The 22,424-nt window shown below is 55.2% G+C and carries 19 protein-coding genes; 9 read left to right on the forward strand and 10 right to left on the reverse strand.

Features of this window, described 5'->3' with window-relative positions; genetic code table 11:
• Positions 1 to 48 precede the first annotated feature (48 nt).
• Positions 49 to 2,709, reverse strand: a complete 2,661-nt coding sequence (gene alaS / locus AAAH10_RS01585; RefSeq protein WP_343561315.1) for an alanine--tRNA ligase — start codon at positions 2,707 to 2,709, stop codon at positions 49 to 51.
• A gap of 355 nt (positions 2,710 to 3,064) precedes the next feature.
• On the opposite strand from alaS, the gene AAAH10_RS01590 reads away from it, so the two are divergent.
• Together AAAH10_RS01590 and gcvA are read left to right on the forward strand one after the other, a co-directional pair.
• Positions 3,065 to 3,598 carry an invasion associated locus B family protein gene (locus AAAH10_RS01590; protein ID WP_343559880.1) on the forward strand — a complete coding sequence of 178 codons (534 nt, stop codon included), beginning with the start codon at positions 3,065 to 3,067 and terminating at the stop codon, positions 3,596 to 3,598.
• A gap of 136 nt (positions 3,599 to 3,734) precedes the next feature.
• The gene (gcvA, locus tag AAAH10_RS01595) at positions 3,735 to 4,703 is read left to right on the forward strand and encodes a transcriptional regulator GcvA (protein ID WP_343559881.1); all 969 of its coding nucleotides are present in this window, start codon (positions 3,735 to 3,737) and stop codon (positions 4,701 to 4,703) included.
• Between the two features lie 50 nt (positions 4,704 to 4,753).
• Here the strand turns inward: gcvA and choV are convergent, their stop codons facing one another.
• The 3 genes from choV to AAAH10_RS01610 form a co-directional block, all read right to left on the reverse strand.
• Complete coding sequence (gene choV / locus AAAH10_RS01600) at positions 4,754 to 5,947, reverse strand: choline ABC transporter ATP-binding protein (protein ID WP_343559883.1); 1,194 nt, start codon at positions 5,945 to 5,947, stop codon at positions 4,754 to 4,756.
• A 2-nt stretch (positions 5,948 to 5,949) separates the two neighbouring features.
• Positions 5,950 to 6,807 carry a choline ABC transporter permease subunit gene (gene choW, locus AAAH10_RS01605; RefSeq protein ID WP_343559885.1) on the reverse strand — a complete coding sequence of 286 codons (858 nt, stop codon included), beginning with the start codon at positions 6,805 to 6,807 and terminating at the stop codon, positions 5,950 to 5,952.
• Positions 6,808 to 6,937: 130 nt separating this feature from the next.
• Positions 6,938 to 7,903 carry a choline ABC transporter substrate-binding protein gene (locus AAAH10_RS01610; protein WP_343559887.1) on the reverse strand — a complete coding sequence of 322 codons (966 nt, stop codon included), beginning with the start codon at positions 7,901 to 7,903 and terminating at the stop codon, positions 6,938 to 6,940.
• A gap of 335 nt (positions 7,904 to 8,238) precedes the next feature.
• Here AAAH10_RS01610 and betI point away from each other — a divergent pair, with 335 nt between their 5' ends.
• The 3 genes from betI to AAAH10_RS01625 all read left to right on the forward strand — a co-directional run bounded on the left by betI (position 8,239) and on the right by AAAH10_RS01625 (position 10,849).
• The gene (betI, locus tag AAAH10_RS01615; protein ID WP_343559889.1) at positions 8,239 to 8,832 is read left to right on the forward strand and encodes a choline-binding transcriptional repressor BetI; all 594 of its coding nucleotides are present in this window, start codon (positions 8,239 to 8,241) and stop codon (positions 8,830 to 8,832) included.
• A gap of 68 nt (positions 8,833 to 8,900) precedes the next feature.
• Positions 8,901 to 10,367: a betaine-aldehyde dehydrogenase gene (betB, locus tag AAAH10_RS01620; RefSeq protein ID WP_343559891.1), complete on the forward strand. Its 1,467-nt coding sequence runs from the start codon at positions 8,901 to 8,903 to the stop codon at positions 10,365 to 10,367.
• Positions 10,368 to 10,447: 80 nt separating this feature from the next.
• The gene (locus AAAH10_RS01625) at positions 10,448 to 10,849 is read left to right on the forward strand and encodes an HIT domain-containing protein (RefSeq protein WP_343559893.1); all 402 of its coding nucleotides are present in this window, start codon (positions 10,448 to 10,450) and stop codon (positions 10,847 to 10,849) included.
• A gap of 101 nt (positions 10,850 to 10,950) precedes the next feature.
• Here AAAH10_RS01625 and AAAH10_RS01630 read toward each other — a convergent pair whose 3' ends face one another.
• Positions 10,951 to 12,138, reverse strand: a complete 1,188-nt coding sequence (locus tag AAAH10_RS01630) for a zinc ABC transporter substrate-binding protein (RefSeq protein WP_343559895.1) — start codon at positions 12,136 to 12,138, stop codon at positions 10,951 to 10,953.
• 99 nt (positions 12,139 to 12,237) lie between these two features.
• Between AAAH10_RS01630 and AAAH10_RS01635 the strand changes: the two genes are divergently transcribed.
• Genes AAAH10_RS01635 through AAAH10_RS01645 form a run of 3 tightly spaced genes read left to right on the forward strand, consistent with a single transcriptional unit; the run spans position 12,238 to position 14,377 of the window.
• A complete protein-coding gene (locus AAAH10_RS01635) occupies positions 12,238 to 12,741 on the forward strand; it encodes a Fur family transcriptional regulator (protein ID WP_343559902.1) in 504 nt (167 codons plus the stop codon).
• Complete coding sequence (locus tag AAAH10_RS01640) at positions 12,738 to 13,529, forward strand: metal ABC transporter ATP-binding protein (protein ID WP_343559903.1); 792 nt, start codon at positions 12,738 to 12,740, stop codon at positions 13,527 to 13,529. The genes AAAH10_RS01635 and AAAH10_RS01640 overlap by 4 nt, the downstream gene beginning before the upstream one ends.
• A 17-nt stretch (positions 13,530 to 13,546) precedes the next feature.
• Positions 13,547 to 14,377: an iron chelate uptake ABC transporter family permease subunit gene (locus tag AAAH10_RS01645; RefSeq protein ID WP_343559905.1), complete on the forward strand. Its 831-nt coding sequence runs from the start codon at positions 13,547 to 13,549 to the stop codon at positions 14,375 to 14,377.
• A 65-nt stretch (positions 14,378 to 14,442) separates the two neighbouring features.
• On the opposite strand, the gene phnY is transcribed toward AAAH10_RS01645, so the two are convergent.
• From phnY to AAAH10_RS01660, 3 genes are read right to left on the reverse strand one after another with little or no spacing between them, the layout of a single operon-like run.
• Complete coding sequence (phnY, locus tag AAAH10_RS01650) at positions 14,443 to 15,876, reverse strand: phosphonoacetaldehyde dehydrogenase (RefSeq protein ID WP_343559907.1); 1,434 nt, start codon at positions 15,874 to 15,876, stop codon at positions 14,443 to 14,445.
• 27 nt (positions 15,877 to 15,903) lie between these two features.
• A complete protein-coding gene (phnA, locus tag AAAH10_RS01655) occupies positions 15,904 to 17,148 on the reverse strand; it encodes a phosphonoacetate hydrolase (RefSeq protein WP_343559908.1) in 1,245 nt (414 codons plus the stop codon).
• Positions 17,149 to 17,162: 14 nt separating this feature from the next.
• Positions 17,163 to 18,323 (reverse strand): 2-aminoethylphosphonate--pyruvate transaminase, encoded by a 1,161-nt coding sequence (locus AAAH10_RS01660; protein WP_343559909.1) that lies wholly within the window; start codon positions 18,321 to 18,323, stop codon positions 17,163 to 17,165.
• A gap of 221 nt (positions 18,324 to 18,544) precedes the next feature.
• Here AAAH10_RS01660 and AAAH10_RS01665 point away from each other — a divergent pair, with 221 nt between their 5' ends.
• On the forward strand, positions 18,545 to 19,444 hold the full coding sequence (locus tag AAAH10_RS01665; RefSeq protein ID WP_343559911.1) for a LysR substrate-binding domain-containing protein: 900 nt from the start codon (positions 18,545 to 18,547) through the stop codon (positions 19,442 to 19,444).
• Between the two features lie 98 nt (positions 19,445 to 19,542).
• Here the strand turns inward: AAAH10_RS01665 and AAAH10_RS01670 are convergent, their stop codons facing one another.
• Positions 19,543 to 21,249 (reverse strand): putative 2-aminoethylphosphonate ABC transporter permease subunit, encoded by a 1,707-nt coding sequence (locus AAAH10_RS01670; RefSeq protein ID WP_343559913.1) that lies wholly within the window; start codon positions 21,247 to 21,249, stop codon positions 19,543 to 19,545.
• A complete protein-coding gene (locus AAAH10_RS01675; RefSeq protein WP_343559915.1) occupies positions 21,246 to 22,400 on the reverse strand; it encodes a putative 2-aminoethylphosphonate ABC transporter ATP-binding protein in 1,155 nt (384 codons plus the stop codon). The genes AAAH10_RS01670 and AAAH10_RS01675 overlap by 4 nt, the downstream gene beginning before the upstream one ends.
• Between the last annotated feature and the right edge of the window lie 24 nt (positions 22,401 to 22,424).

The following is a 22,424-nucleotide window of genomic DNA, read 5'->3' on the forward strand; positions in this document are numbered from 1 at the left end:
GGGGCCTGTCAGTTCAGGCCCCGTTTTATTTTGTCAGTCTTTGTTTTCTCAGCCCTGCAACAAGGCTTCAATCGCTGCGATGGCATCATTCGCCTTCGAGGCATCAGGACCACCGGCCTGGGCCATGTCAGGACGCCCTCCGCCACCCTTTCCACCCAGAGCAGCAGAACCGGCACGCACCAGATCAACCGCAGAGAAACGCTCCTTGAGATCCTCTGTTACAGCAACAACGATCGATGCCTTGCCGTCTGTATCGGCGATCAGCACGATCACAGCCGAACCGAGCTGCTTTTTCATCTCGTCAGCCGTCGGCTTGAGGTCCTTTGGCAGGACACCGGACAGCACCCGGGCAGCCAGCGGCACACCGCTGATATCCTTGACAGCTGGCTCGGATGACGCTCCTGCACCACCGGAAGCGGCAAGTTTGCGGCGTGCATCCGCCAGTTCCTTCTCCAGACGCTTGCGCTCCTCAACCAGAGCGGCAACACGGCTTTCCAGCTCTGCGGGCGATGTCTTCGCGGCATTTGCAGCCGCTGCCAGCTGACCGGACTGTTCGCTGACATAAGCAAGCGCGGCCTGACCGGTGACAGCTTCAACACGGCGAACACCGGAGGCAAGTGCCGCTTCGGAGACAACCTTGAAGAAGCCGATGTCACCCGTGCGACGGACATGCGTTCCACCACACAGTTCGGTCGAGTAATAGCCGCTCCCTGTTTCCAGATCCTTGCCGCCCATGGAGACAACGCGCACTTCCTCCCCATACTTTTCACCAAAGAGTGCCATCGCACCCTCGGCAATGGCCTCATCCGGCGTCATCAGGCGTGTGATCACTTCATCATTCGCACGGATGCGTTCGTTCACCTCGGCCTCGACAACCGCAACATCCTCGGCACTGAGGGGGGTTGGCTGGGAGATATCAAAACGCAGACGCTCCTGGGCAACCAGCGAGCCTTTCTGGGTCACATGCGTGCCCAGACGGCGACGCAGCGCTTCATGCAGAAGGTGGGTTGCAGAGTGGTGCGCACGAAGAGCACCACGGCGCTCGGTGTTCACACGCATCTCAAGCGCCTGCCCCACTTTCAGGGTCCCCTTGTTCACAGTACCGGAATGTACGAAAAGCGCACCCAGCTTCTTCTGTGTATCGGCCACAGCAAGCTCGGTTCCCTCTGCAGAGAACATGATACCACGATCACCCTGCTGACCGCCGGACTCTCCGTAGAAAGGCGTCTGGTTGACAACAACGGCAACCTCGTCACCCGCAGCCGCTTCCTGAACCTCGTTGCCATCCTTGAGGATCGCCAGAACCTGGCCCTCTGCTGTCTCGGTGTCATAGCCGAGGAACTCCGTTGCACCCAGACGGTCCTGCAAACCGAACCAGACCTGCTCGGTCGCGGTATCGCCGGAACCGCTCCAGGCGGCGCGGGCTGCTTCCTTCTGGCGCTGCATCGCTGAATTGAAGCCATCTGTATCAACAGTCCGACCCTGACCGCGCAGGACATCCTGTGTCAGATCAAGCGGGAAGCCATAGGTGTCATAAAGCTTGAAAGCCACTTCACCGTTGAGAGTGCCCTGTTCGGACAGCCTGGAAGTCTCTTCCTCCAGCAGGCGCATGCCGCGATCCAGTGTCTGGCCAAAGCGTTTTTCTTCCAGCTTCAGGGTCTCTGTGATCAGAGCCTCGGCACGCGTCAGTTCAGGGAAGGCAGCCCCCATCATGCTTGTCAGTGTCGGCACCAGCTTGAACAGGGCCGGGTCCTTTGTTCCCAGCTTGTGAACATGGCGCATGGCACGGCGCATGATACGGCGGAGGACATAACCACGCCCCTCGTTGGAGGGCAGCACCCCATCCGCAATCAGGAAAGCGGAAGATCGCAGGTGATCGGCAATCACGCGGTGCGACACGGCCAGATCACCATCGGGATCAGTGCTTGTCACATCGGCAGAAGCCTCGATGATCGTGCGCAGCAAATCAATATCATAGTTGTCGTGCTTGCCCTGCATCACAGCTGTGATCCGCTCCAGCCCCATTCCGGTATCAATGGACGGCTTTGGCAGGTTGATCCGTGTCTGCTCGTCAAGCTGCTCGAACTGCATGAAGACAAGGTTCCATATCTCGACAAAGCGGTCCCCGTCTTCCTCAGGAGAACCGGGAGGGCCACCCCAGATGTGATCACCGTGATCGTAGAAAATTTCCGAACAGGGACCACAGGGGCCTGTCGGTCCCATGGACCAGAAGTTGTCCGATGTGGAGATACGGATGATACGATCATCACTCAAACCGGCAATCCTGCGCCAAAGACCTGCAGCCTCCTCGTCTTCGGAATAGACCGTCACAAGCAGGCGTTTCTCGTCAATCCCGTATTCCTTTGTGATCAGGTTCCAGGCCAGTTCAATCGCCTGATCCTTGAAATAGTCACCAAAGGAAAAGTTCCCCATCATTTCAAAGAAAGTGTGGTGACGCGCGGTGTATCCGACATTTTCCAGGTCATTGTGCTTGCCACCGGCACGCACACATTTCTGGGATGTCGCGGCACGTGTGTAGTCGCGTGTTTCATTACCGGTAAAGAGGTTCTTGAACTGAACCATACCTGCGTTTGTAAACATCAGGGTCGGGTCATTGCGAGGCACCAGCGGAGAAGAGTCCACAACCTCGTGACCATTTTTGGCGAAATACTGGAGAAATTCCCGACGAATATCGTTACCGGTAATCATTAATCTGATCCATCCCAGAGAGGCAGAGTTGATCCAGACCACGGTCGGAAACAGCACAATCCGTTTCGCCCGGGCCCATGGCTACAAGAGTTTTTCTGGTTTTAACCTGCTGTATCAGCCCTGTCCAGCAAGACCATTGAACTTGCATCCGATGGCCCCTGTTGTCTTTCGATTCTCTTTGAAAGACCTGCTTGCACAGGATCATTGAAAGAACACAATTCCGGTGGAGAAAGGAAGCAGCCGCACTGGTGAGCTTGCCAGACAAAGGTCCATGGCTTAGTGTCTGTTGCAACTGTGCCTTTTCCTGTTTTTTAAGGGCTTAATTCATTTGTTTGCCATACAAGGGTCCTGCCCCATGAAAAAAATCAAAAATCTGCTCAAAACCGGTTTTCTGGCGTTTGCTTTTGCCATGTCTGCAACCGGGCTGTCCTCTGCACAGGAAGCCACACAGGGCGAACCCCTGATCGAGCGTATCGACGACTGGAACTACATCTGTCCAAACGCCAACAATACAACCGACTGCTTTGCAGCGTTCCGTGTCTTTGTGACAGAAACCCAGCAGCCTCTCATGGAGCTGGCCTTTGGCGCTATCACCAAGGCGGATGGCACAAGGGAAGTCCAGGGGCGCGTGACACTGGTTGACGGCATTCTGCTGAAACCGGGCGTTGTGATTGCACTGGAAAACGATCTGTCCCGCAAGCTTGCCTTTGACATCTGTGCCAGAGGCCAGTGTGTTGCCAACTTCACCCTGGATCAGGAACTGCTGGCCAACATGAAAAGCCAGAACAACGGTGTGATCGGTTTCAAGGCGAGAAACGGCCAGACCCAGCAACTGCCCTTGAGCCTCAAGGGCTTCAGTGCTGTGATGAACAAGGCCTTTGGTCTCTGACACACACAGGATACCGCAGCGTTTCAAAAGGGTGGCTCTCTCAGCCGCCCTTTTTTTTGCGTGGGATCAATCATTAGCTTTTTTCATGCAAAAGCAGAATAAAATTCAGCAGATCAGAGGAATTATCTGTCATACTATGAGACCATCTCAGGAAAAGATCGGGTCTATCATGAACAACAGCCATATCCGCCTGCCCTCTCTCAAAGGCCTGAAAGCCTTCGAGACTGCCGCGCGTCTGGGCAGCTTTACTGCAGCAGCGAAGGAGCTGTTTGTCACCCAGGGAGCTGTCAGCCACATGATACAGGCCGTCGAGGAGGATCTTGGTCTCAGACTGTTCCACAGACAGGGAAGACGCCTGATCCTGACAGAGGAAGGCAAGCGCTACAGTCTGGTCCTGAGCGATGCCTTTTCCATGATACAGCAGGCCACCAGAGACATCCGGGATCAGCAGCTCGGCCAGAGCCTGACCGTTTCCATGCCCACCTCCTTTGCGACGAAATGGTTCGCCCCCAGACTGGCCAGTTTTCTGGAAGCCAATCCGGAGATTGATCTGCGCATCCGTGCATCCAACACCCCGAGCAGCTTCGATGACGGCGTGGACCTTGCCGTGCGCTACGGCCTTGGCGGCTGGAAGGGATGCCACGAGGAAATACTCTTCCGTGACCGCGTCTTCCCCGTTTGCAGTCCTTCCTTTGCAGAAACCCATGGCCCCTTCGAAGACACCAGCCAGCTGGAAAGGCTGCCCCTGCTCTATGGCATCGGTACCATGGACTGGAGAGAATGGCTGGACCTCAACGGTCTGAGAAAAATCTCCCCGCAACCCGGGCCTTCCTTCGATGAAGGCAACGCGCTGATGCAGGCTGTCATTGATGGCATCGGCCTCTCCCTGGGGCGCAGCTCCCTTGTAGAAGGTGATCTGAAAACAGGGCGCCTGCTGCGTGTTTTCGACAAGTCCCTCCTCTCCAGCAAGGCCTATTATCTCGTATGGCCGGAATGGAGAGCAACGTCACGACACTTCACGGTTTTCCGCGACTGGATCCTCTCGGAAATCCAGAAGTCCGAGCTCTCTGTCGTTGAGCACCTGAGCCTTCACCACATGTCCTGAAACAAAAAAAAGCCCGCTTGAACAAGCGGGCTTTCACAGTTTCATCTGTCTCAGGCTGTAACGTTACTCTGACGCAAGATCCCCTGATAGATCTCGTCGTCACCAACCACCCCGACGAAATGGCCGTCCTCGACCATCAGAACAGGGTTTCCGGTACTTTCGCGAAGCTCAATGGCCTGCTTCATTGTGATGGACGTCGGTGCAGCAATGATCACATCGCCTTCCGAAGCATCAAAGGTCGTTTCACCGTCAAAGGCAACGATCTTGAGAGGCATCTTGTCTTCGTAGGTGGCCTCTCTCAGAACGCCCTTTTCATCTGCAACAACCTTGAAGGCATTGAAGCGATCCAGAAGGACCTTGCCGGCATCATCGCGTTTCAGTTTGTCCTGCGTGGTCATCAGGGATGCGCAGCGGAGAACATTCAGCGGGTTCATGTGTGCCACAAACTCGGCCACATATTCATTGGCGGGGTTCAGAACGATCTCTTCCGGCTCGCCATACTGAACAATATGACCGCCTTCCATGATCGCAATGTGAGACCCGATCTTCAGCGCCTCGTCCAGATCGTGAGAGACGAAGATAATGGTTTTCTTCAGGTTGCGCTGAAGCTCGAGCAGCTCATCCTGCAGGTGATCACGAATCAGCGGATCCAGTGCAGAAAACGGCTCATCCATCAGCAGGATATCCGCATCGGTCGAGAAGGCCCGCGCCAGACCGACGCGCTGCTGCATCCCGCCGGACAGCTCGTGCGCATACTTGTCCTTCCACTCGTAAAGACCAACAAGCTTCAGCTTTTCTTCCACGATCGGCGTCCGCTCTTCCTTGGACATGCCCTTGATTTCCAGACCAAAGCCGACGTTTTCCTCGACAGTGCGCCAGGGCAGAAGGGCAAATTGCTGGAACACCATGGACACACGTTCCATCCGCATGCGGCGCAGTGTCTGCTCGTCACAGCTGGCCAGATCAACCTGCGTGCCACCATCTTCCAGAAGAACGGAGCCACGCACGACCTTGTTCAGACCGTTCACGGCGCGAAGCAGGGTGGACTTGCCGGAGCCGGAAAGCCCCATCAGGACACAGATTTCGCCTTCCTCAACCTTGATGTTTGCATTCGCTGTCCCCAGAACACACCCGGTTTCTTCCCGGATTTGTTCACGGTTCTTGCCCTGGTCCAGAGCATTCAGCGCAGCCTGGCTGTTCTTGCCGAAAATGATGTCGACGTTTTTAAACTCAACCATCGCCATGATTACAATCCTTCCGGAGCGTTACGCTGTTTGCAGAGGCGATCCAGGATCACAGCCACAATCACAATAGAAAGACCCGCTTCGATACCCACATCAATTTTCAGCTGGTTCAAAGCACGGACAACAGGTTTACCGAGACCGTCAGCACCAACGAGGGCTGCGATCACCACCATGGAAAGCGACAGCATGATACACTGCGTTACACCGGCACGAATGGTCGGCATTGCATGTGGCAACTCGACTTTCCACAGGATCTGGCTTTTGGTGGCACCAAAGGATTCCCCTGCTTCAATCAGGGACTTCGGCACAGAGGAGATACCCAGCTGGGTCAGACGGATCGGGGCCGCAATCGCAAAGATGATCGTCGCCACCAGTCCGGGAACCGCACCCAGACCAAAAAGGGTCAGCATCGGAATCAGATAGACGAAAGTCGGGATCGTCTGCATCAGATCCAGAACCGGGCGCAAGATTGTAAAGAGCCACGGGCGGTGCGCTGCCGCAACGCCGATCGGAACACCGATCAGAACACAGACAACCGTCGCGGAAATCACCAGTGCCAGCGTTTCAATCGTTTCTTCCCAGTACCCCATGTTCACAATCAGAAGGAGGGCAAGGAAGACAAAGGCCGTCAGTCCCTTTGAACGCTGCAGATAATACCCGAGACCGGAAATGGCAGTGATCAGCACCACAGCCGGAATAAAGAGCAGACCGTCGATGACCGTGTTGATCAGAAAGCTGAACACCTCTGTCAGGACGTCAAAGACACCGGAAAAGTTATCAATCAAAAAATCAAAAAAAGTTTCACCCAATTCGCCCAAGGGGATTTTATTATCCTCAAGCCACTTTTCAATGCCCAGCATAACGAACTCCTTGTTGTCGCCCTTAGACAATAGCCACGCTTTTTTGCGCTTCTTTTTGGAAATACACAAGATATCCCCCGGCACCTTTGGATGCCGGGGAACACATCAGAAGAGACTTTGAAAAAGTCTGTTAGAGGCCCAGGTGAGCCTTGACAGCGGCAGCACCGTCACCACCGTCAAAGGTGGTCACACCAGCCAGCCATTTGTCGAGGATTGCAGGGTTCGCGCTCAGCCATGCTGTCGCTGCATCCTCTGCATCTTCTCCATCATCCAGAATGGCACCCATGATCTCGTTTTCCATCGCCAGGGTGAATTCCAGATTGTCGATCAGCTTGCCAACGTTCGGGCATTCTGTCTGATAGCCCTTGCGAATGTTTGTGCGGACCTCGGCACCACCGAAGTTCGGGCCGAAGACATCATCGCCACCGGAAAGATAGGTCAGCTCAAAGTTCGCATTCATCGGGTGTGGCGCCCAGCCAAGGAACACAACGCCCTTGTCACGACGGGTTGCACGCGCAACCTGCGAAAGCATGCCCTGCTCGGAAGATTCAACAACTTCGAACTCGCCCAGACCGAACTGGTTGCTGTCGATCATGCCCTGGATCAGACGGTTGCCGTCATTGCCCGGCTCGATCCCGTAGATCTTGCCGTCCAGCTCGTCCTTGAACTTCGCGATATCGGCAAAGTCTTTCAGGCCCTTTTCAGCAAGGTAGGTCGGGACAGCAAGCGTGTACTTCGCACCCACGAGATTGACACGCGGTGTCTCGACGGAACCCTCTTCACGATATGGCGCAATATCCGCTTCCATTGTCGGCATCCAGTTGCCGAGGAAGATGTCCACATCGCCGTTTTTCAGGGATGCATAGGTGACCGGAACAGAAAGAACCTGTGTATCGGTGTTGTAACCCAGACCTTCCAGAACAACAGATGTTGCAGCTGTTGTTGCTGTGATGTCAGTCCAGCCCACATCAGCAAAGTTCACATCCTGACAGGACGCAGATTCAGCCGCCTGGACAGGTGCGCCAAGTGTCAGTGCTGCAGTCAGAGCGAGTGCGCTGACACCAAGGCCGGATTTCAGATAAGAAAGCTTTGACATAGTAAAAAACTACCTCCGCATAAAAGTGAATGACTTCCCAATTTTCGGGCTTTTGTGACCAAGCCCTTCCATATGGAACAAAACGACTTAAGAACTGGTTAGTTTAGTCTCCAAAAGAGAGCCGAAATCAACAATTATTGTTTTGTTTCAATCAGGTTTCCGGCGCATGACATATCCTGAGGGCTATCCCCGCGCAAAACCGACTTCCGCACTCTTTCATCGCTTTGACCTGTGCCTATCATTGTTTATTTTAATTGAACGTTCAATAAAAAATAATTGGACGTTGTTTTTCCGGGGCGTCATAATCATGAAAAATTGAACCCGGGGAGATTTCAATGCCGCGTATTGGCGTAGAGGAAATCCGAAAAAAGCAGTTAATTGAAGCCACTATCGCGGTCATCCACGAAGTGGGCTTTACGGCTGCGACCATTGCAAAGATCAGCAAGCATGCCGGGTTGTCCACGGGAATCGTTGCACACTATTTCACAGACAAGGATGGACTCCTTGTTGCGACCCAGAAACACCTGATGCAGGAACTGGGGCAGGAGACTCGGGATCTTCTCGCACAGGCAGACTCTCCCCACAAGCGACTGATGGCCATTGTGAATGCGAACTTCAGCGACAACCAGTTCAAGAAGGGTGTCGCCGATGTCTGGCTGGCGTTCTGGGCTCTGGTGCCGCAATCTCCGCAGCTGTCACGCCTGCACCGCATCAACGAGCAACGCATGCAAAGCAACTTTCGCAGTGCCCTGCAACCCCTTATAGGAGAGCAGCATATCAATCAGGCGGCGATCAGCCTGGCTTCTCTGATTGAAGGACTCTGGCTGAGATGCGCACTCAGCGACGGGGGCATCACCCCGGCCGAAGCCCGCAGTATTATGAAACAACATATCGACACACTGATCGAATCTGGCTGCAAAGACAGCTGAGAAAGATTATACACAGGAAAATTCATCCGGGACGGCCATGCCTCCCCTTGAACCGAAGGATCAACCTCATGAGCAAATTCCCTGTTCAAAAACTTTACATCGGCGGCCAGTACGTCGATGCAACATCCGGCGAGACCTTTGAGACCCGCAACCCCGCAACCGGCGAGGTTCTTGCGGAGGTTCAAATCGCCTCCCAGGCCGATGTCGACAAGGCCGTCGCCTCTGCCAAAGAAGGCTTTGCTGTCTGGTCCCAAATGAGTTCTGCCGAACGCTCCCGCATCCTGCGCAAGGCACAGGATATCCTGCGTGAGCGCAATGACGAGCTTGCTGAGATCGAAGTTCTCGACACCGGCAAGCCCCTGCAGGAAGCAAACTGTGTGGATGTGATTTCCGGTGCCGACTGTATCGAGTACTACTCCGGCATTGCAGGCGCACTGAACGGGGAACATATCGATCTGGGCGGTGGCACCTTTGCCTACACGCGCCGTGAGCCCCTTGGTGTCTGCGCTGCCATTGGCGCGTGGAACTATCCCATCCAGATCGCATGCTGGAAGTCAGCCCCTGCACTCGCCTGCGGCAACTCGATGGTCTACAAGGCTTCTGAAGAAACACCGCTGAGCGCATTCAAACTGGCGGAAATCTACACGGAAGCCGGCTTGCCTGCCGGCGTTTTCAACGTCGTTGGTGGTCTTGGTCCGGTCGGGAAAATGCTGGCAGAGCACGAGGGTATTGAAAAAATCTCCCTGACAGGCTCTGTACCGACAGGCAAGAAAGTCATGAGTGCTGCTGCAGAAACACTCAAGCACGTCACGCTTGAACTGGGTGGCAAGTCTCCACTGATCATCTTTGAAGACAGCGATCTGGACAATGCTGTATCAGCAGCCCTGATGGCCAACTTCTACACACAGGGTGAAATCTGCTCCAACGGAACACGTGTTTTCGTCCATGAAGATGTCATGCAGGCCTTCCTCGACAAGCTTGTCGAACGCACCAGGAAGATGGTGATCGGCGATCCGATGGACATCAACACCCACGTTGGCTCCCTGATCCACGAGAACCACATGAACAAGGTTCTCGAATATATCCAGATCGGCAAGGACGAAGGCGCGACGCTGCTGTGCGGTGGCAACCGCGTGACAGTTCCCGGTTGCGAGGCGGGTTTCTTCCTTGAGCCAGCCGTTTTCGCAGATGTGAAAGACGACATGCGCATCGCCACGGAAGAAATCTTTGGCGCCGTCATGTGCGTCCTGAGCTTCAGGGATGAGGACGAGGTTATCGCACGTGCCAACGACACAGAATTCGGTCTGGCAGCTGGCGTCTTCACAAAGGACCTCACACGGGGACACCGCGTGATCTCAAGGCTCGAGTCCGGCACCTGCTGGATCAACAACTACAACATCACACCGATTGAAATGCCGTTTGGTGGTTACAAGAAATCCGGCATTGGCCGTGAAAACGGCACCGACGCGGTTCGCCACTTCACACAGACCAAATCTGTCTATGTTGAAATGGGTGATGTCGAGGCGCCGTACTAAATCCGATCGCCCGGATGCTTGATTTTTAAAGGGGACCTGCGAAACTGCGGGTCCCCTTTTTAATTGACGGTATGCGAACCATGGCCTTTTCCCTGCACCCCCAACTGGCAGCCGACACAGTTCCTGTCGAGGAAACCGAGGAGCACCTGATTCTGCTGATGAATGACAGCCAGTATCCCTGGCTCATTCTGGTTCCGAAGCAGGAAGGCCTCCGGGATCTGGATGATCTTGAAAGTGACGCCTACGACAGAACCCTGCACAGGGTGCGTGCGCTCTCAAAGACCCTCAAGGCAGAGTTCTCGGCAGAAAAGATCAATGTCGCAGCGCTGGGCAACATGGTGCCACAGCTCCACATCCATATCATTGCACGTTTTCAGGATGATCCGGCTTGGCCGGCACCGGTCTGGGGTGCGAAACCCGCCCGGCCCTATGAAAAAGATGCCCTGCAGGCGATGAAAGCCCGCATGTTGAAAAGCCTCTAGCCTCCGGGCAAAAAAAAGGGGTGGGAAAACCGAACCCACCCCTCATGCGCATCATACGGAATATTGAATGATGCGCGTCTGTGAATGCCTGTTCCACGCCTTCAAGGAGCCAGGCACCCAACCAGATTGCTTGTCAGATTTTCAAGCAGTTTCTCGTAGGAAACCAGATCACCTCCGCTGGTTCCCAGAGGATCAATGGATGCAACTTTCAGATCCAGATCCGCAGCCAGTCTTTTACCAACAGTGCCCTTGAACTGAGGCTCGACGAAAAGACATCTGACCTTGTTTTCCTCGATTTCATGACGCAACTCGGCCAGATGCTTTGCCCCGGCACCTCTTTCCGGATCAAGGGTGACAGCACCGATTGAATTCAGGCCATAGTGCGATTCAAAATACTGGTAGGCATCGTGATACACGACGAAAGGCGCGTCCTTGACAGGAGCAAGATCCGCTTTGATCTGGCTGTCCAGCGCCTTCAGGTCCTTGCGGAGTTTTTCTGCGTTGGCCTTGTAAACATCTCCGTTCTCCGGAGAAATCAGCACCAGCGTCTGCTCGATTGCGTTGACCATTGCAATGGCGTTGAAAGGATCCAGCCAGATGTGAGGATCGGTTGAGCCAGGCGCATGATGATGCCCCTCGTGCCCGTGTTCGTCATGGTGCTCACCTTCTTCATGTCCGGCTTCCTCATGCCCGTGATCGCCATGATCATCGTGCTCATCATAATGCGCCTCGGCGTGATGCTCTTCCTTGTGATCATCGTGCCCGTCATGACCGTGATGGTCATCCTTGTGATCCTGATGATCATCCTCGTGCGCATGTTCCCCGTGAGACTTGTGCTCATCGTGGTGGTCCTCGTCATGCCCGGCGTGATCTCCGTGATCTCCTTCGTCGTGGTCGTGCGCTTTGCGCTCCCACTTCTCAAGCGAGCGAACCGTTGTCAGATGAATGCCTTCAGCCTTGATCAGGGGAAAACTGACCTTCTCCAGATTCTGGGACTTCAGAACCTTGGGCATGAAACCTTCAAGCTCCGGGCCGATCCAGAAGATCACATTGGCATCAGACAGACTGCGCAGCTGTGACGGCTTCAGGGAGAAGCCATGAGGAGAAGCCGTGCCCTTCACCAGAAGCTCAGCTTCTCCCTCCCCCCCCAGAACCGACTGAACGAGAGCATGAACGGGAGCAATGGAACTCACCACTTTGGGCGCCTCAGCCCAGGCCGCACCTGCGGACAGCGCACAGACTGCAGCCGTTCCTGCTAGGAGTTTGGAAAGAGATCTCAAAACCAACATGTTGTAACCTGCAAAAGAGTTGAAAGGGGCCAATTGCCCAACCAGATTTTGTTATGTTATAACATTTACATCGCTGTCAAGCCCTGTTAGAAAAAATTCATGACTGACTTTAACAACACCCACCTCTCCTTTGACGGCCATTCCCACGATCACAAGACCTGCGTGAGCGAGGCCCTCAAGTCTGCCAGAAGCCTGTGCGAGACTCGCGGCGCGCGCCTGACTCCGATCAGACAGCAGGTGCTTGAGCTGATCTGGAACTGCCACAAACCTGTCGGGGCCTACGATTTGCTTGCTTCCCTTTCAAAGGATGGTGAAAAGGTTGCCCCGCCGACAGTCTACAGAGCTCTGGACTTCCTTCTGGAACAGGGGTTGATACACCGGATTGAGTCCCTGAACGCCTACGTCGGCTGTCCACATCCGGAAACCGAGCATTCCAGCCTGTTTCTGATCTGTCGCACCTGCCAGCACGCCGCTGAGGTCCATGACCAGCGCCTGTTTCAAAAGCTGTCTGACACAATCGCCGGCATCGGCTTTGCGCAGGAGCAACAGGTTCTCGAGATTCGCGGAATATGCCCGGATTGCCAGAAGGCGGACCGCTCATGACCCTGACAGAAAAACAGGACAGCTGCGGATGCGGCATGGATCATTCCCTGCCCACAGAAGAAACAGAAATGCTGGGCGAGATTCTGGTCAGCATGAACGATGTTTCCGTTCGCTTTGACGGACAACTCACACTGGACCGGATTTCCCTCAAGCTGCACAAGGGCGAGGTCATCACACTGATCGGCCCCAACGGAGCAGGGAAGTCAACCCTGCTCAAAACGCTGCTGGGCACCCAGCGCAATCACAGCGGACAGGTCTGGCGCAGGGACGAGCTGTCCATCGGCTATGTTCCCCAGAAGCTGAACATTGACCCCGGCTTCCCCATGACGGTCGAGCGCTTCCTTTCGGTTCCACAGCGTCACCCGCTGAAAAACCGCAAGGCGATGCTGGAGCGCGTTGGTGCCCTTCATTGCCTGCAACGTCCCGTTCAGGCCCTGTCCGGCGGGGAGTTCCAGCGTGTTCTTCTGGCCCGGGCCCTGCTTCGCAAACCTGACCTCATGGTACTGGATGAACCTGTTCAGGGAGTCGACTTCCACGGTCAGACAGCCCTGTACAACCTCATCACAGATCTGCACGAAGAGTATGGTTTCGGCGTTCTCATGGTTTCCCATGACCTCCATGTTGTCATGGCCTCCACCAACAAGGTGGTCTGCCTGAACAAACATATCTGCTGTACCGGTGCCCCGCGACAGGTTTCAGATGATCCGGAATATCGCGCTCTGTTTGGCGGACAGATGCAGGATGGCCTGGCTGTCTATCATCACCGCCACAATCACAGCCATCACTAGGATACAGAATCCCCGAAATGTCCTTTCTCATTCCCGATGACTTTCTTTTCCGCGCCCTGATCGCAGGCATCGGTGTGGCCATCATTGCCGGACCGCTGGGCTGCTTTGTCGTCTGGCGTCGCATGGCCTATTTTGGCGACACCCTTGCTCACTCTGCCCTGCTGGGAGTGGCCATCGGCCTCCTGCTGGATGTCAACGTCACGCTGGGTATTGTTGCAACAGCAACGCTCATCGCCCTGACCGTTTCCTGGTTTCAGCACCAGCGCAAGATTGCCAGCGATACCCTGCTGGGGATCCTCGCCCACTCCGGCCTGGCGATTTCGCTTGTTGCACTGGGCCTGATGGACGGTTATCGCGTTGATCTGATGTCCTATCTCTTTGGTGATGTCCTCGCCGTTTCTGCCGAGGACATCTACTGGATCTACGGCGGCTCCGCGCTGGGCTTTCTTGCCCTGCTCAGGATGTGGCGCCCTCTTCTGGCCCTGACCATGAACGAGGAACTGGCACAGGCAGAAGGTGTCAACATTGCCGCTTACCGCACCCTTTTTACCGTTATTCTCGCTCTGATTATCGCACTGGCCATGAAGGTTGTCGGTGTTCTGCTGATCACATCCCTGCTTATCATTCCCGCTGCGACCAGCAGACGCCTGTCCGCAACACCTGAGCAGATGGCCATCGGTGCCAGCCTTCTCGGCAGCCTGTCTGTCTTCTCAGGCCTCTGGGCCTCTCTGGAATGGGACAGCCCTTCGGGTCCGTCCATTGTTGTGGCCCAACTGGTCTTCTTCCTATCGGTCATGTGTCTGGGGGCCCTCAGGGAGATCCTGCAACGAAAGAAAAAGGAACTGTAGCCGTCAGAGTTCCAAACAGAAAAGCCGGGCAATTGCCCGGCTTTTTGCTGTCATTCTTCTGTCGGTCAGATAAACCAGGGCAGAGAGAAGGTCTTGACGTTTGTAAAGCTCTTCATCGCCTCGATCACGCCTTCCTTGTAACCCAGACCGGAATCCTTGATGCCACCGAACGGAGACATCTCGATCCGGTAACCGGGCACTTCCCATACGTTCACAGTTCCCACGACCAGCTCTTCAACAAAGCGGGTCACATAGTCCATGCGGTTTGTGCAGACACCCGAAGACAGACCGTAGGCAGTGGAGTTGGAAATGCGGATCAGATCGTCAATGTCCTTGCAGCGAATAATCGGACAAACAGGACCAAAGGTCTCCTCGCGAACCAGCTCACAGTCGAACGGGACATGGTCCACAACAGTCGGGGCGTAAAGCGCCCCCTGACGCTCGTTGCCAAGCAGCAGTTTTGCACCCTTTTCAACAGCATCATTCACGCGGTTCTGGAACAGGGTGGCCGCCTTCTCGTCAACGACAGTCCCCATATCATTGTCACGGTCCATCGGGTTGCCGTAGCGGATCGCCCCTGATTTTTCGACAACCTTCTCGACAAAGGCATCAGCAATGGAATCAATCACAAGCACGCGCTTGACAGCCGTACAGCGCTGACCGGAGTTCTTGTAGGCTCCGGCAACGGCAAGATCGGCAGCCTTGTCCAGATCCGCATCTTCCATCACGATCAGGGGATCATTGCCACCCAGTTCCAGAACTGTGCGCTTGTAACCGGCTGTGCGGGCAATGTGCTTTCCAATCGGCACACCGCCTGTGAAAGTCACCATTTCGGCATGTTCGTTGGTCACCATCTCATCCGCGATAACCTCCGGCAGGCCTGTCACGATAGAGAGCATCTCGCCCGGCAGACCGGCTTCGTAGAAGATATCCGCAAGGATCAGGGCCGTCAGCGGTGTCTTCTCTGTTGGCTTCAGAACCATGCAGTTGTTGGTTGCAACAGAAGGCGCAATCTTGTGAGCCACCTGGTTCAGCGGGTGGTTGAAGGGTGTGATCGCCGAAATGACGGTCAGCGGCATCCGCTGCGTAAAGATCTTGCGCTTCTTGCCCTGCTTTGTCAGATCACAGGAAAAGATTTCGCCGTCATCCTGGATACACATCTGCGCAGCCAGATTGAAAACATCGGACGCGCGGCCAATTTCATACAGGCTGTCCTTTTTACAGATCCCGCATTCCGCCGTGATCAGATCGGAAACTTCCTCGGCCCGCTCCTCAACCAGAACAGCGGCCTTGCGCAGGATTTCCGCACGCTCGTAGCGGCTCAGGGAGGATTTGTATTTCGCGCCGATTTCAAAGGCTTCACGAACCTGCTCGACAGTGCCCTGAGGAACCGTTCCAACGACAGAATTGTCCCAGGGGTTCAGAACCTCGATAACACCGGGCGCATCGACTTTCCTGCCCGCAATGCGCATGGGCTGATGACCAACTGAATATGACATGGTTTTTCGTACCTTCTCCAAAATCGCTTAGACGGCGTAGTTCAATGCGCAATAGAAAGCGTCAAAGTTGCGAAGACGCATATCGTTCGGCAAAGCAGGCATAGCACAGTTGCTGATGAAAGGAACCACCTGTTCACTCAAACCGCCATGGGTTCTCAACGGACGGTCCAGGGCAGAGAGATCGTGCCGGTCCTCGGATGTCCCGACAGACATGTAATCCTCTGTAATCACGATGATATCGCCCATGCGATCCTCCGGCAATTCATAGCGGTCACATCCGGCAGGACCTGACAGCGCCACCTCGACACCGGCAACAGAAGACAGACGCGCACAGGCTTCATCCGCAGTCACGCCATCCGGAAGATAGGCCGTTGCAAAGGAGCCAAGCGCACCATGGTGAACAACATAGGGGTCCGTGATCGGCAGGATCACACGACAGGAATTCTCACCATACCATTCATCCAGCTGGTCCTGGAGATAGAAGACATTCGGCCTGCCTTCCGAATTGTGCTTTGGCTTCATGCCGTGATCCGCCGTCAGGACAACGATTGCCCCCAGGGCATCAAGTTTCGCCCAGTAGCCATCCATCATCTCATAGAACGCCAGCGCACCTTCTTCTTCAGGTGCAAACTTGTGCTGAATAAAGTCTGTGGTTGACAGATACATCAGTTCCGGGCGGTCGCGCTCCAGCAGTTTCACACCGGCAGCAAAAACAAATTCGGACAGATCGGAGCTGTAGACAGACGGAACAGGCAGGCCGACGAAATCGTTGACATTCTCAATGCCATTGTCAGACAGATTGGCCTTGTTGGACGCTTCCGAGGAGAAGCAGACCGCAGTGCCGCCACTGAAATCCAGACCGTGCCCCAGCAACTTGCGAAGCTTGTCCTTTGCTGTCACGACGGCAACAGAGGCCCCGGCTTCCTGAAAGGCCTTGAAGATCGTCTTTGCGCGGTAATAGCTGGCATCGTTCATCAACTCTTCCTCACCGGTTTCCTGGTTGTAGAAGTAGTTTCCGCAAATGCCGTGCTGGCGGGGCGGGCAACCCGACACGATGGACAGGTTGTTGGGATTTGTGAAGCTCGGGATCACGGACTCAGCCAGAACATTGGTGCTGTCTTCGCGCTCAACGAGAGACTTCAGCCACGGCATGCGCCCCCGGGCCATCGCGGTTTCCATATAGGCAGGTTCGCTGCCATCCACACAAACGACCACGACGGGGCGTTCGGATCGGTTATAAAGACGGCCGTTTACGGCAACGCGTTTACTCATAGTCATTTCCTCTCTCAAGCCGCAACAGGCGTACAGTTTTGCACACCCATTTCTGTCAGAACGGCCTCAATGGCTTCAAGGGCTACCCTGATTTCACGAACCCCCATTCGCCCGATACAACCGATGCGGAAGGAGTCCGCAACAGTCAGCTTGCCCGGATAGATCAGGAAGCCGCGTCTGGCGAGTTCGTCATAGAATTTCTGAAAGTCGAATTTCGGATCAACAGGCTTGTGAAAGGTCACAATGATCGGGGCCTGAAGCGCGTCGGGAAGCAGGGTCTGGAAACCGAGCTTGCGCATTCCTTCAACCAGCACCCTGCAGTTTTCGGCATAGCGTCCACCGCGCCCGGCAACACCACCTTCGGCGCGGTGTTCCTCAATAGCCCTGTTGAAGGCAACAATACACTGGATGGGCGGGGTAAAGCGCCACTGTGTTGTCTTTTCAATCTGAACCCACTGGTCATGGAGATCAAGAACCAGCGACGGGGAATTGCCCTTGCACTGTTCCAGAACAGATTTGCGCACCAGGACAAAACCCATGCCCGGCACACCTTCCAGACACTTGTTCGATGAGGCTGCAACCGCATCATAATGGATGTCCTGCGAAGAGATTGGCAGAGCTCCGAAGGCGCTCATTGAATCGATCAGCAATGACTTGCCATGCGCTCTTGCAACAGCCGCCACTTCGGCAACCGGGTTCAAAATACCGGATGTTGTCTCGCAGTGAATGACAGCCACATGGGTAATGGCCGGGTCTGCCCTGAGGGCAGCATCCAGATCACTTGCAGAAACCGGCTGATCCTCGGCATAGCTCAGCTTGTCAAAGGCCCGCCCGTAAACAGAGCAGATCTTGCAGATCCGCTCGCCATAGGCGCCGTTCACCAGCACCAGCAGCTTGCCGGAGGCGGGAACCAGCGAACCGATCATGGCTTCAACAGCAAAGGTTCCACTGCCCTGCATCGGAACGGTTGTGAATTCGTCCCCTCCTTCAATGATCTCGACAAGTGAACGGCGCACCCGCTCGTTGATGTCAATAAAGACCTGATCCCGGGAACCGTAATCACGGAGCATTGCTTCCTTGACAGACAGGGATGTCGTCAGGGGACCCGGCGTCAAAAGCCAGGGATCACCGGATGGTGTCAGGAAAGGTTCTGGAAGGGGCGTTTTTGATGTCATTTGCCAGGCCTCTTGATGAAACGGCGTTAATCAATGAAATCGAGTTATCAAACCAAAATTCCCGCGGTTTGCAGGCCTCTTCCGGGCCTTTCGGTTCCGTCCCGGTCACCCCTGGAACGGCGCCATGGTTCTCACCGCGTTTCTTTTGACTTGTTCTTTATGACAGCAGGCCATAATATAAATCAAATCGATATATTTAATATTACAGATTTGTTTAAGCTATGAATTATGCACAGCTCAGAGCCTTCCATGCCGTAGCATCAGAGGGCAGTTACACAAGGGCCGCCGATGTCATGAATGTGACCCAGCCGACCCTTTCGACACAGGTCGCCAGTCTGGAAGCGCACTATGATGTAAAGCTCTTCCAGCGACAGGGGCGCGGCATTGCCCTGACCCAGATCGGGAAACGGCTGCTGAACGTGACACAGCGTTTTTTTGCCGTTGAGAACGAGGCGCGACAGATTCTGCAAACATCCCGCGGGTTGATGTCCGGCGAACTGCGTGTCTATGCGGATGCCCCCTATCTGGTGGTCCCGCTGCTCGCGACCTTCAATTCTCTCTACCCGGGCATCCAGTTTTCGCTCTCTTTCGGCAACTCGACACAAATCCTGCAAAGCCTCTTTGACCGGCGCTGCGATGTTGTCGTCATGCCGGATATCCCCTCGGAGCGCCGCCTGCACTCCATCGCCCTGAAGCGGGAAGAAGTGGTTGCCTTTGTCGCAGTGGACCATCCCCTTGCCAGCCGGGACAACATTACACTGGAAGAACTGGCCAGACACCGCATCATCCTGCGGGAAGAAGGCTCGACAACCCGCAAACTGCTTGAAGAGGCGCTTGATGCAAGGGAGATCCACCTCAGCGACAGTCTCACCGTTGGCACACGCGAAGCTGTTCGGGAGGTGGTTGCTTCCGGTTTGGGCATCGGTGTGATCTTTGTGGATGAAATCGGCTCGGACACACGCCTGAAGCCGCTTCCGATTTCCAATGCCACCCCTGAAACCACAGAGTATGTTGCCTGTCTGGCCGAGCAAAAGGACGCGCCGCTGATCAAGGCCTTCTTTGAACTGCTCCAGGCCGCCGCAACAGGTGAGGACCCCGGCAAGCATATTGCCAAATCCTGAAGACAGTCATCAGCCTGCCCGGAAACAGCCTTACAGGGAACAGTTCAGGCGGCGCAAAAGAAACGGGGCACAAGGAAACAGGGCAAGACCGGCGCGCGTTACTTCACGCGCCAGGCCTGCGTTCTTTTTTCCAGCAACCACGAAGCACCCAGATGCACCAGTCGGGCCACAGCATTGGTGTAGAAAATCATCATGCCCATCGCTGCAGCAGGTGCAATGTCCCCGGCATCATCCATGTTCAGAACCGATACAGAGGCAAGCTGTGTCGAGGTCCCGTAAATGAACACCACAGCCGACACTGTCGTCATGGCATTGACAAAGAGATAGACCGCGATCTCCAGAATGGCCGGCGAACAGACCGGCACAGTCACGCGGAAGAAGGTCTTATAGAACGGCTGCTTGAGGGACTGGGACACCGCCTCGAACTCCTTGTCCATCTGCTTCAGCGCCGTCATGGCCGTCAGATGAGCCACAGTATAGAAGTGCGTGATGGTGCAGATCACCAGAATGGCCATCGTGCCATAGAGGAAATTGAACGGGTTGTCCGGATTGTTGAAGAAGAAGATATAGGCCAGTCCCAGCACCATTCCCGGAACGGCCATCGGCATCATCGCAAAGAACTGAAACAGCCCGCGCCCCTCATCAAAACCACGCCCCTTCTCGACCATATAGGCACCGACAAAGATCACAGCTGTACCGACAAAGGCTGTCCAGAGCGCCATGCGAATGGAGTTCCCGTAAGCCTCCCAGCCTCCACCATCAACAATGTCGAAGTTGTAGTGCTGCAGCCCCAGCTCCAGATTATAGGGCCAGAACTTCACAAGGGCTGCATACTGGCAGGTGCCGAGAATCAGCAGGATAATCAGGATAATGGCCCCGCAATAAAGCGTCATGCCGACATCAAGAACCCTGTTCCTCTTCGGGGCATAGGGCACAGCCCGCGCGGAAAGAAGCGCCACCTGTTTCTTCTGAACACGGCGATCAACCGCAAAGGCCATAATGGCAGGGATCAGAAGAATGACAGAGACCACAGCCCCCATCGAGAAATTTTGCTGTCCGATCACCTGTTTGTAGATATCAACAGCCAGAACATTGTACTGCCCGCCAATCACCTTTGGCGCTCCGAAATCGGTGATCACAAGCGTGAAGACAACAAAGGCGGCAGAGATCAGACCATAGCGTGCGCCGGGCAGCGTCACCGTGCGGAACACCTTCGAGCGCGACGCCCGCAGGGCCGAAGCAGCCTCGTAAAGGCGCCCGTCCGCAATGGAAAGCGCCGTCATGATGATCAGAAGGGCATGCGGAAAGGTAAAGAAAACCTCTGCAATGACAATACCGAGAGGCCCGTAAATGCTCTGCCCCAAAAGCAGTTCCTTCATGTAACCCTGGTTTCCGAACATGTAGATCAGGCCGATCCCCGGCAGCAATGAAGGAACCAGAATAGGCACCATCGCCAGCATCCTGAAGGTCCGTTTGAACGGCATGCAACTCCGCGTCAGGCCATAGGCGAACCAGAAGGCCAGCGTTACAGTGATGAGCGTTGTCACCAGTGAAATCGTGATGGAATTGCCAATGGAATTGAAAAGAGCCGGAGTGGAGAAATACTCCACATAGTTCGCCAGGCCGACAAAATCTCCATCCCTGTTTTCCAGCGACTTTGAAAGCATCGCATAAAGTGGCAGGGCAAGCGTCACCAGCAGATAGAGACCGATCATCACCATAAAGCCGCGCATGGCCCAGTCATCGCGACTGACCTTCGGCTTCAGGGGTTTCACAGGAGCTCCGGACAGAGACAGTTCACTCATCCCTGTTCTCCCGCCTGCGGCGCAGGATAGACGGAGATCACCCCGGTGCGCAGGGCAACGTGAATCTCCTGCCCGACACCAAGGGCCTCGCGCCGGATCAGGTTAATGGAAAAGTCGGCACGCACAACAAACCGGCCCTGTCCCGTCACGATCTCCAGATCCGCCCGGTAGAAACTACCGAGGAATTCCATCCCGAGAATGGTGGCCGCAAAACAGTTCTCCCTCTCATCCCTTTCGCACACGACAAGATCTTCCGGGCGAAAGGCCACCAGCACCTCCTGCCCGTCGCTGTAGATTTTTTCGGGGTCACACGCCAGCGCAACACCCTGCATGTCCACACGGTGACTGTCCTGCAGTGTTCCCGGCACGAAATTCATGGTGCCGATAAAGTCCGCAACAAACGGACTGGCCGGATTGCGATAGATGTCAAAAGGTGTTCCCACCTGTTCGATCACACCATGGTTCATCACCACAATCCGGTCTGCCATGGTCAGGGCTTCTTCCTGATCATGCGTGACCATGATCGTGGTCACCCCCAGTTTGCGCTGAAGTTCCTTGATTTCATGACGCAGGTGACCGCGAACCTTGGCATCCAGGGCAGAAAGCGGCTCATCCAGCAAAAGCAGACCCGGCCGGGTTGCGATTGCCCGTGCCAGCGCCACACGCTGCTGCTGCCCGCCAGAGAGCTGGGCCGGATACTTCTGCGCCTGGGCCGAAAGCCCGACCAGTTCCAGAAGCCCGGCAACCTTGTCGTCGATGTCCCGCCTGCCGGTTCCCTTGTTTTCCAGACCGTAGGCAATGTTCTTGTGAATGGTCAGGTTCGGAAAAAGCGCATAGGACTGGAAGACAATGCCGAAATCGCGCTCTGCCGGCGGCAGGACAGAAACATCCCGTCCGGCCTGGTCAATGGACCCTTCGTTCTGAATGTCCAGCCCCGCGATGGCGCGAAGCAGGGTTGTCTTTCCGCAGCCTGACGGACCAAGGAAGCAGACAAACTCGCCTTCAAAGATTTCCAGATCAATTGAATCCAGCGCAACAAACTCGCCAAAGCGTTTTGTCAGATCCCGGATTGTGAGATAGGGCACTCCTGTCTGGTTCTGTGCAGACTGCTGCACTCCTGTGACATCACTCTTTTCCATCAGATCCAGCACGGGTCATGCTCCCCCATTACATCA

Origin of the sequence: Carbonatibacter coralli (assembly GCF_039592655.1) — a bacterium.
GTDB lineage: Bacteria > Pseudomonadota > Alphaproteobacteria > Kiloniellales > Kiloniellaceae > Carbonatibacter > Carbonatibacter coralli.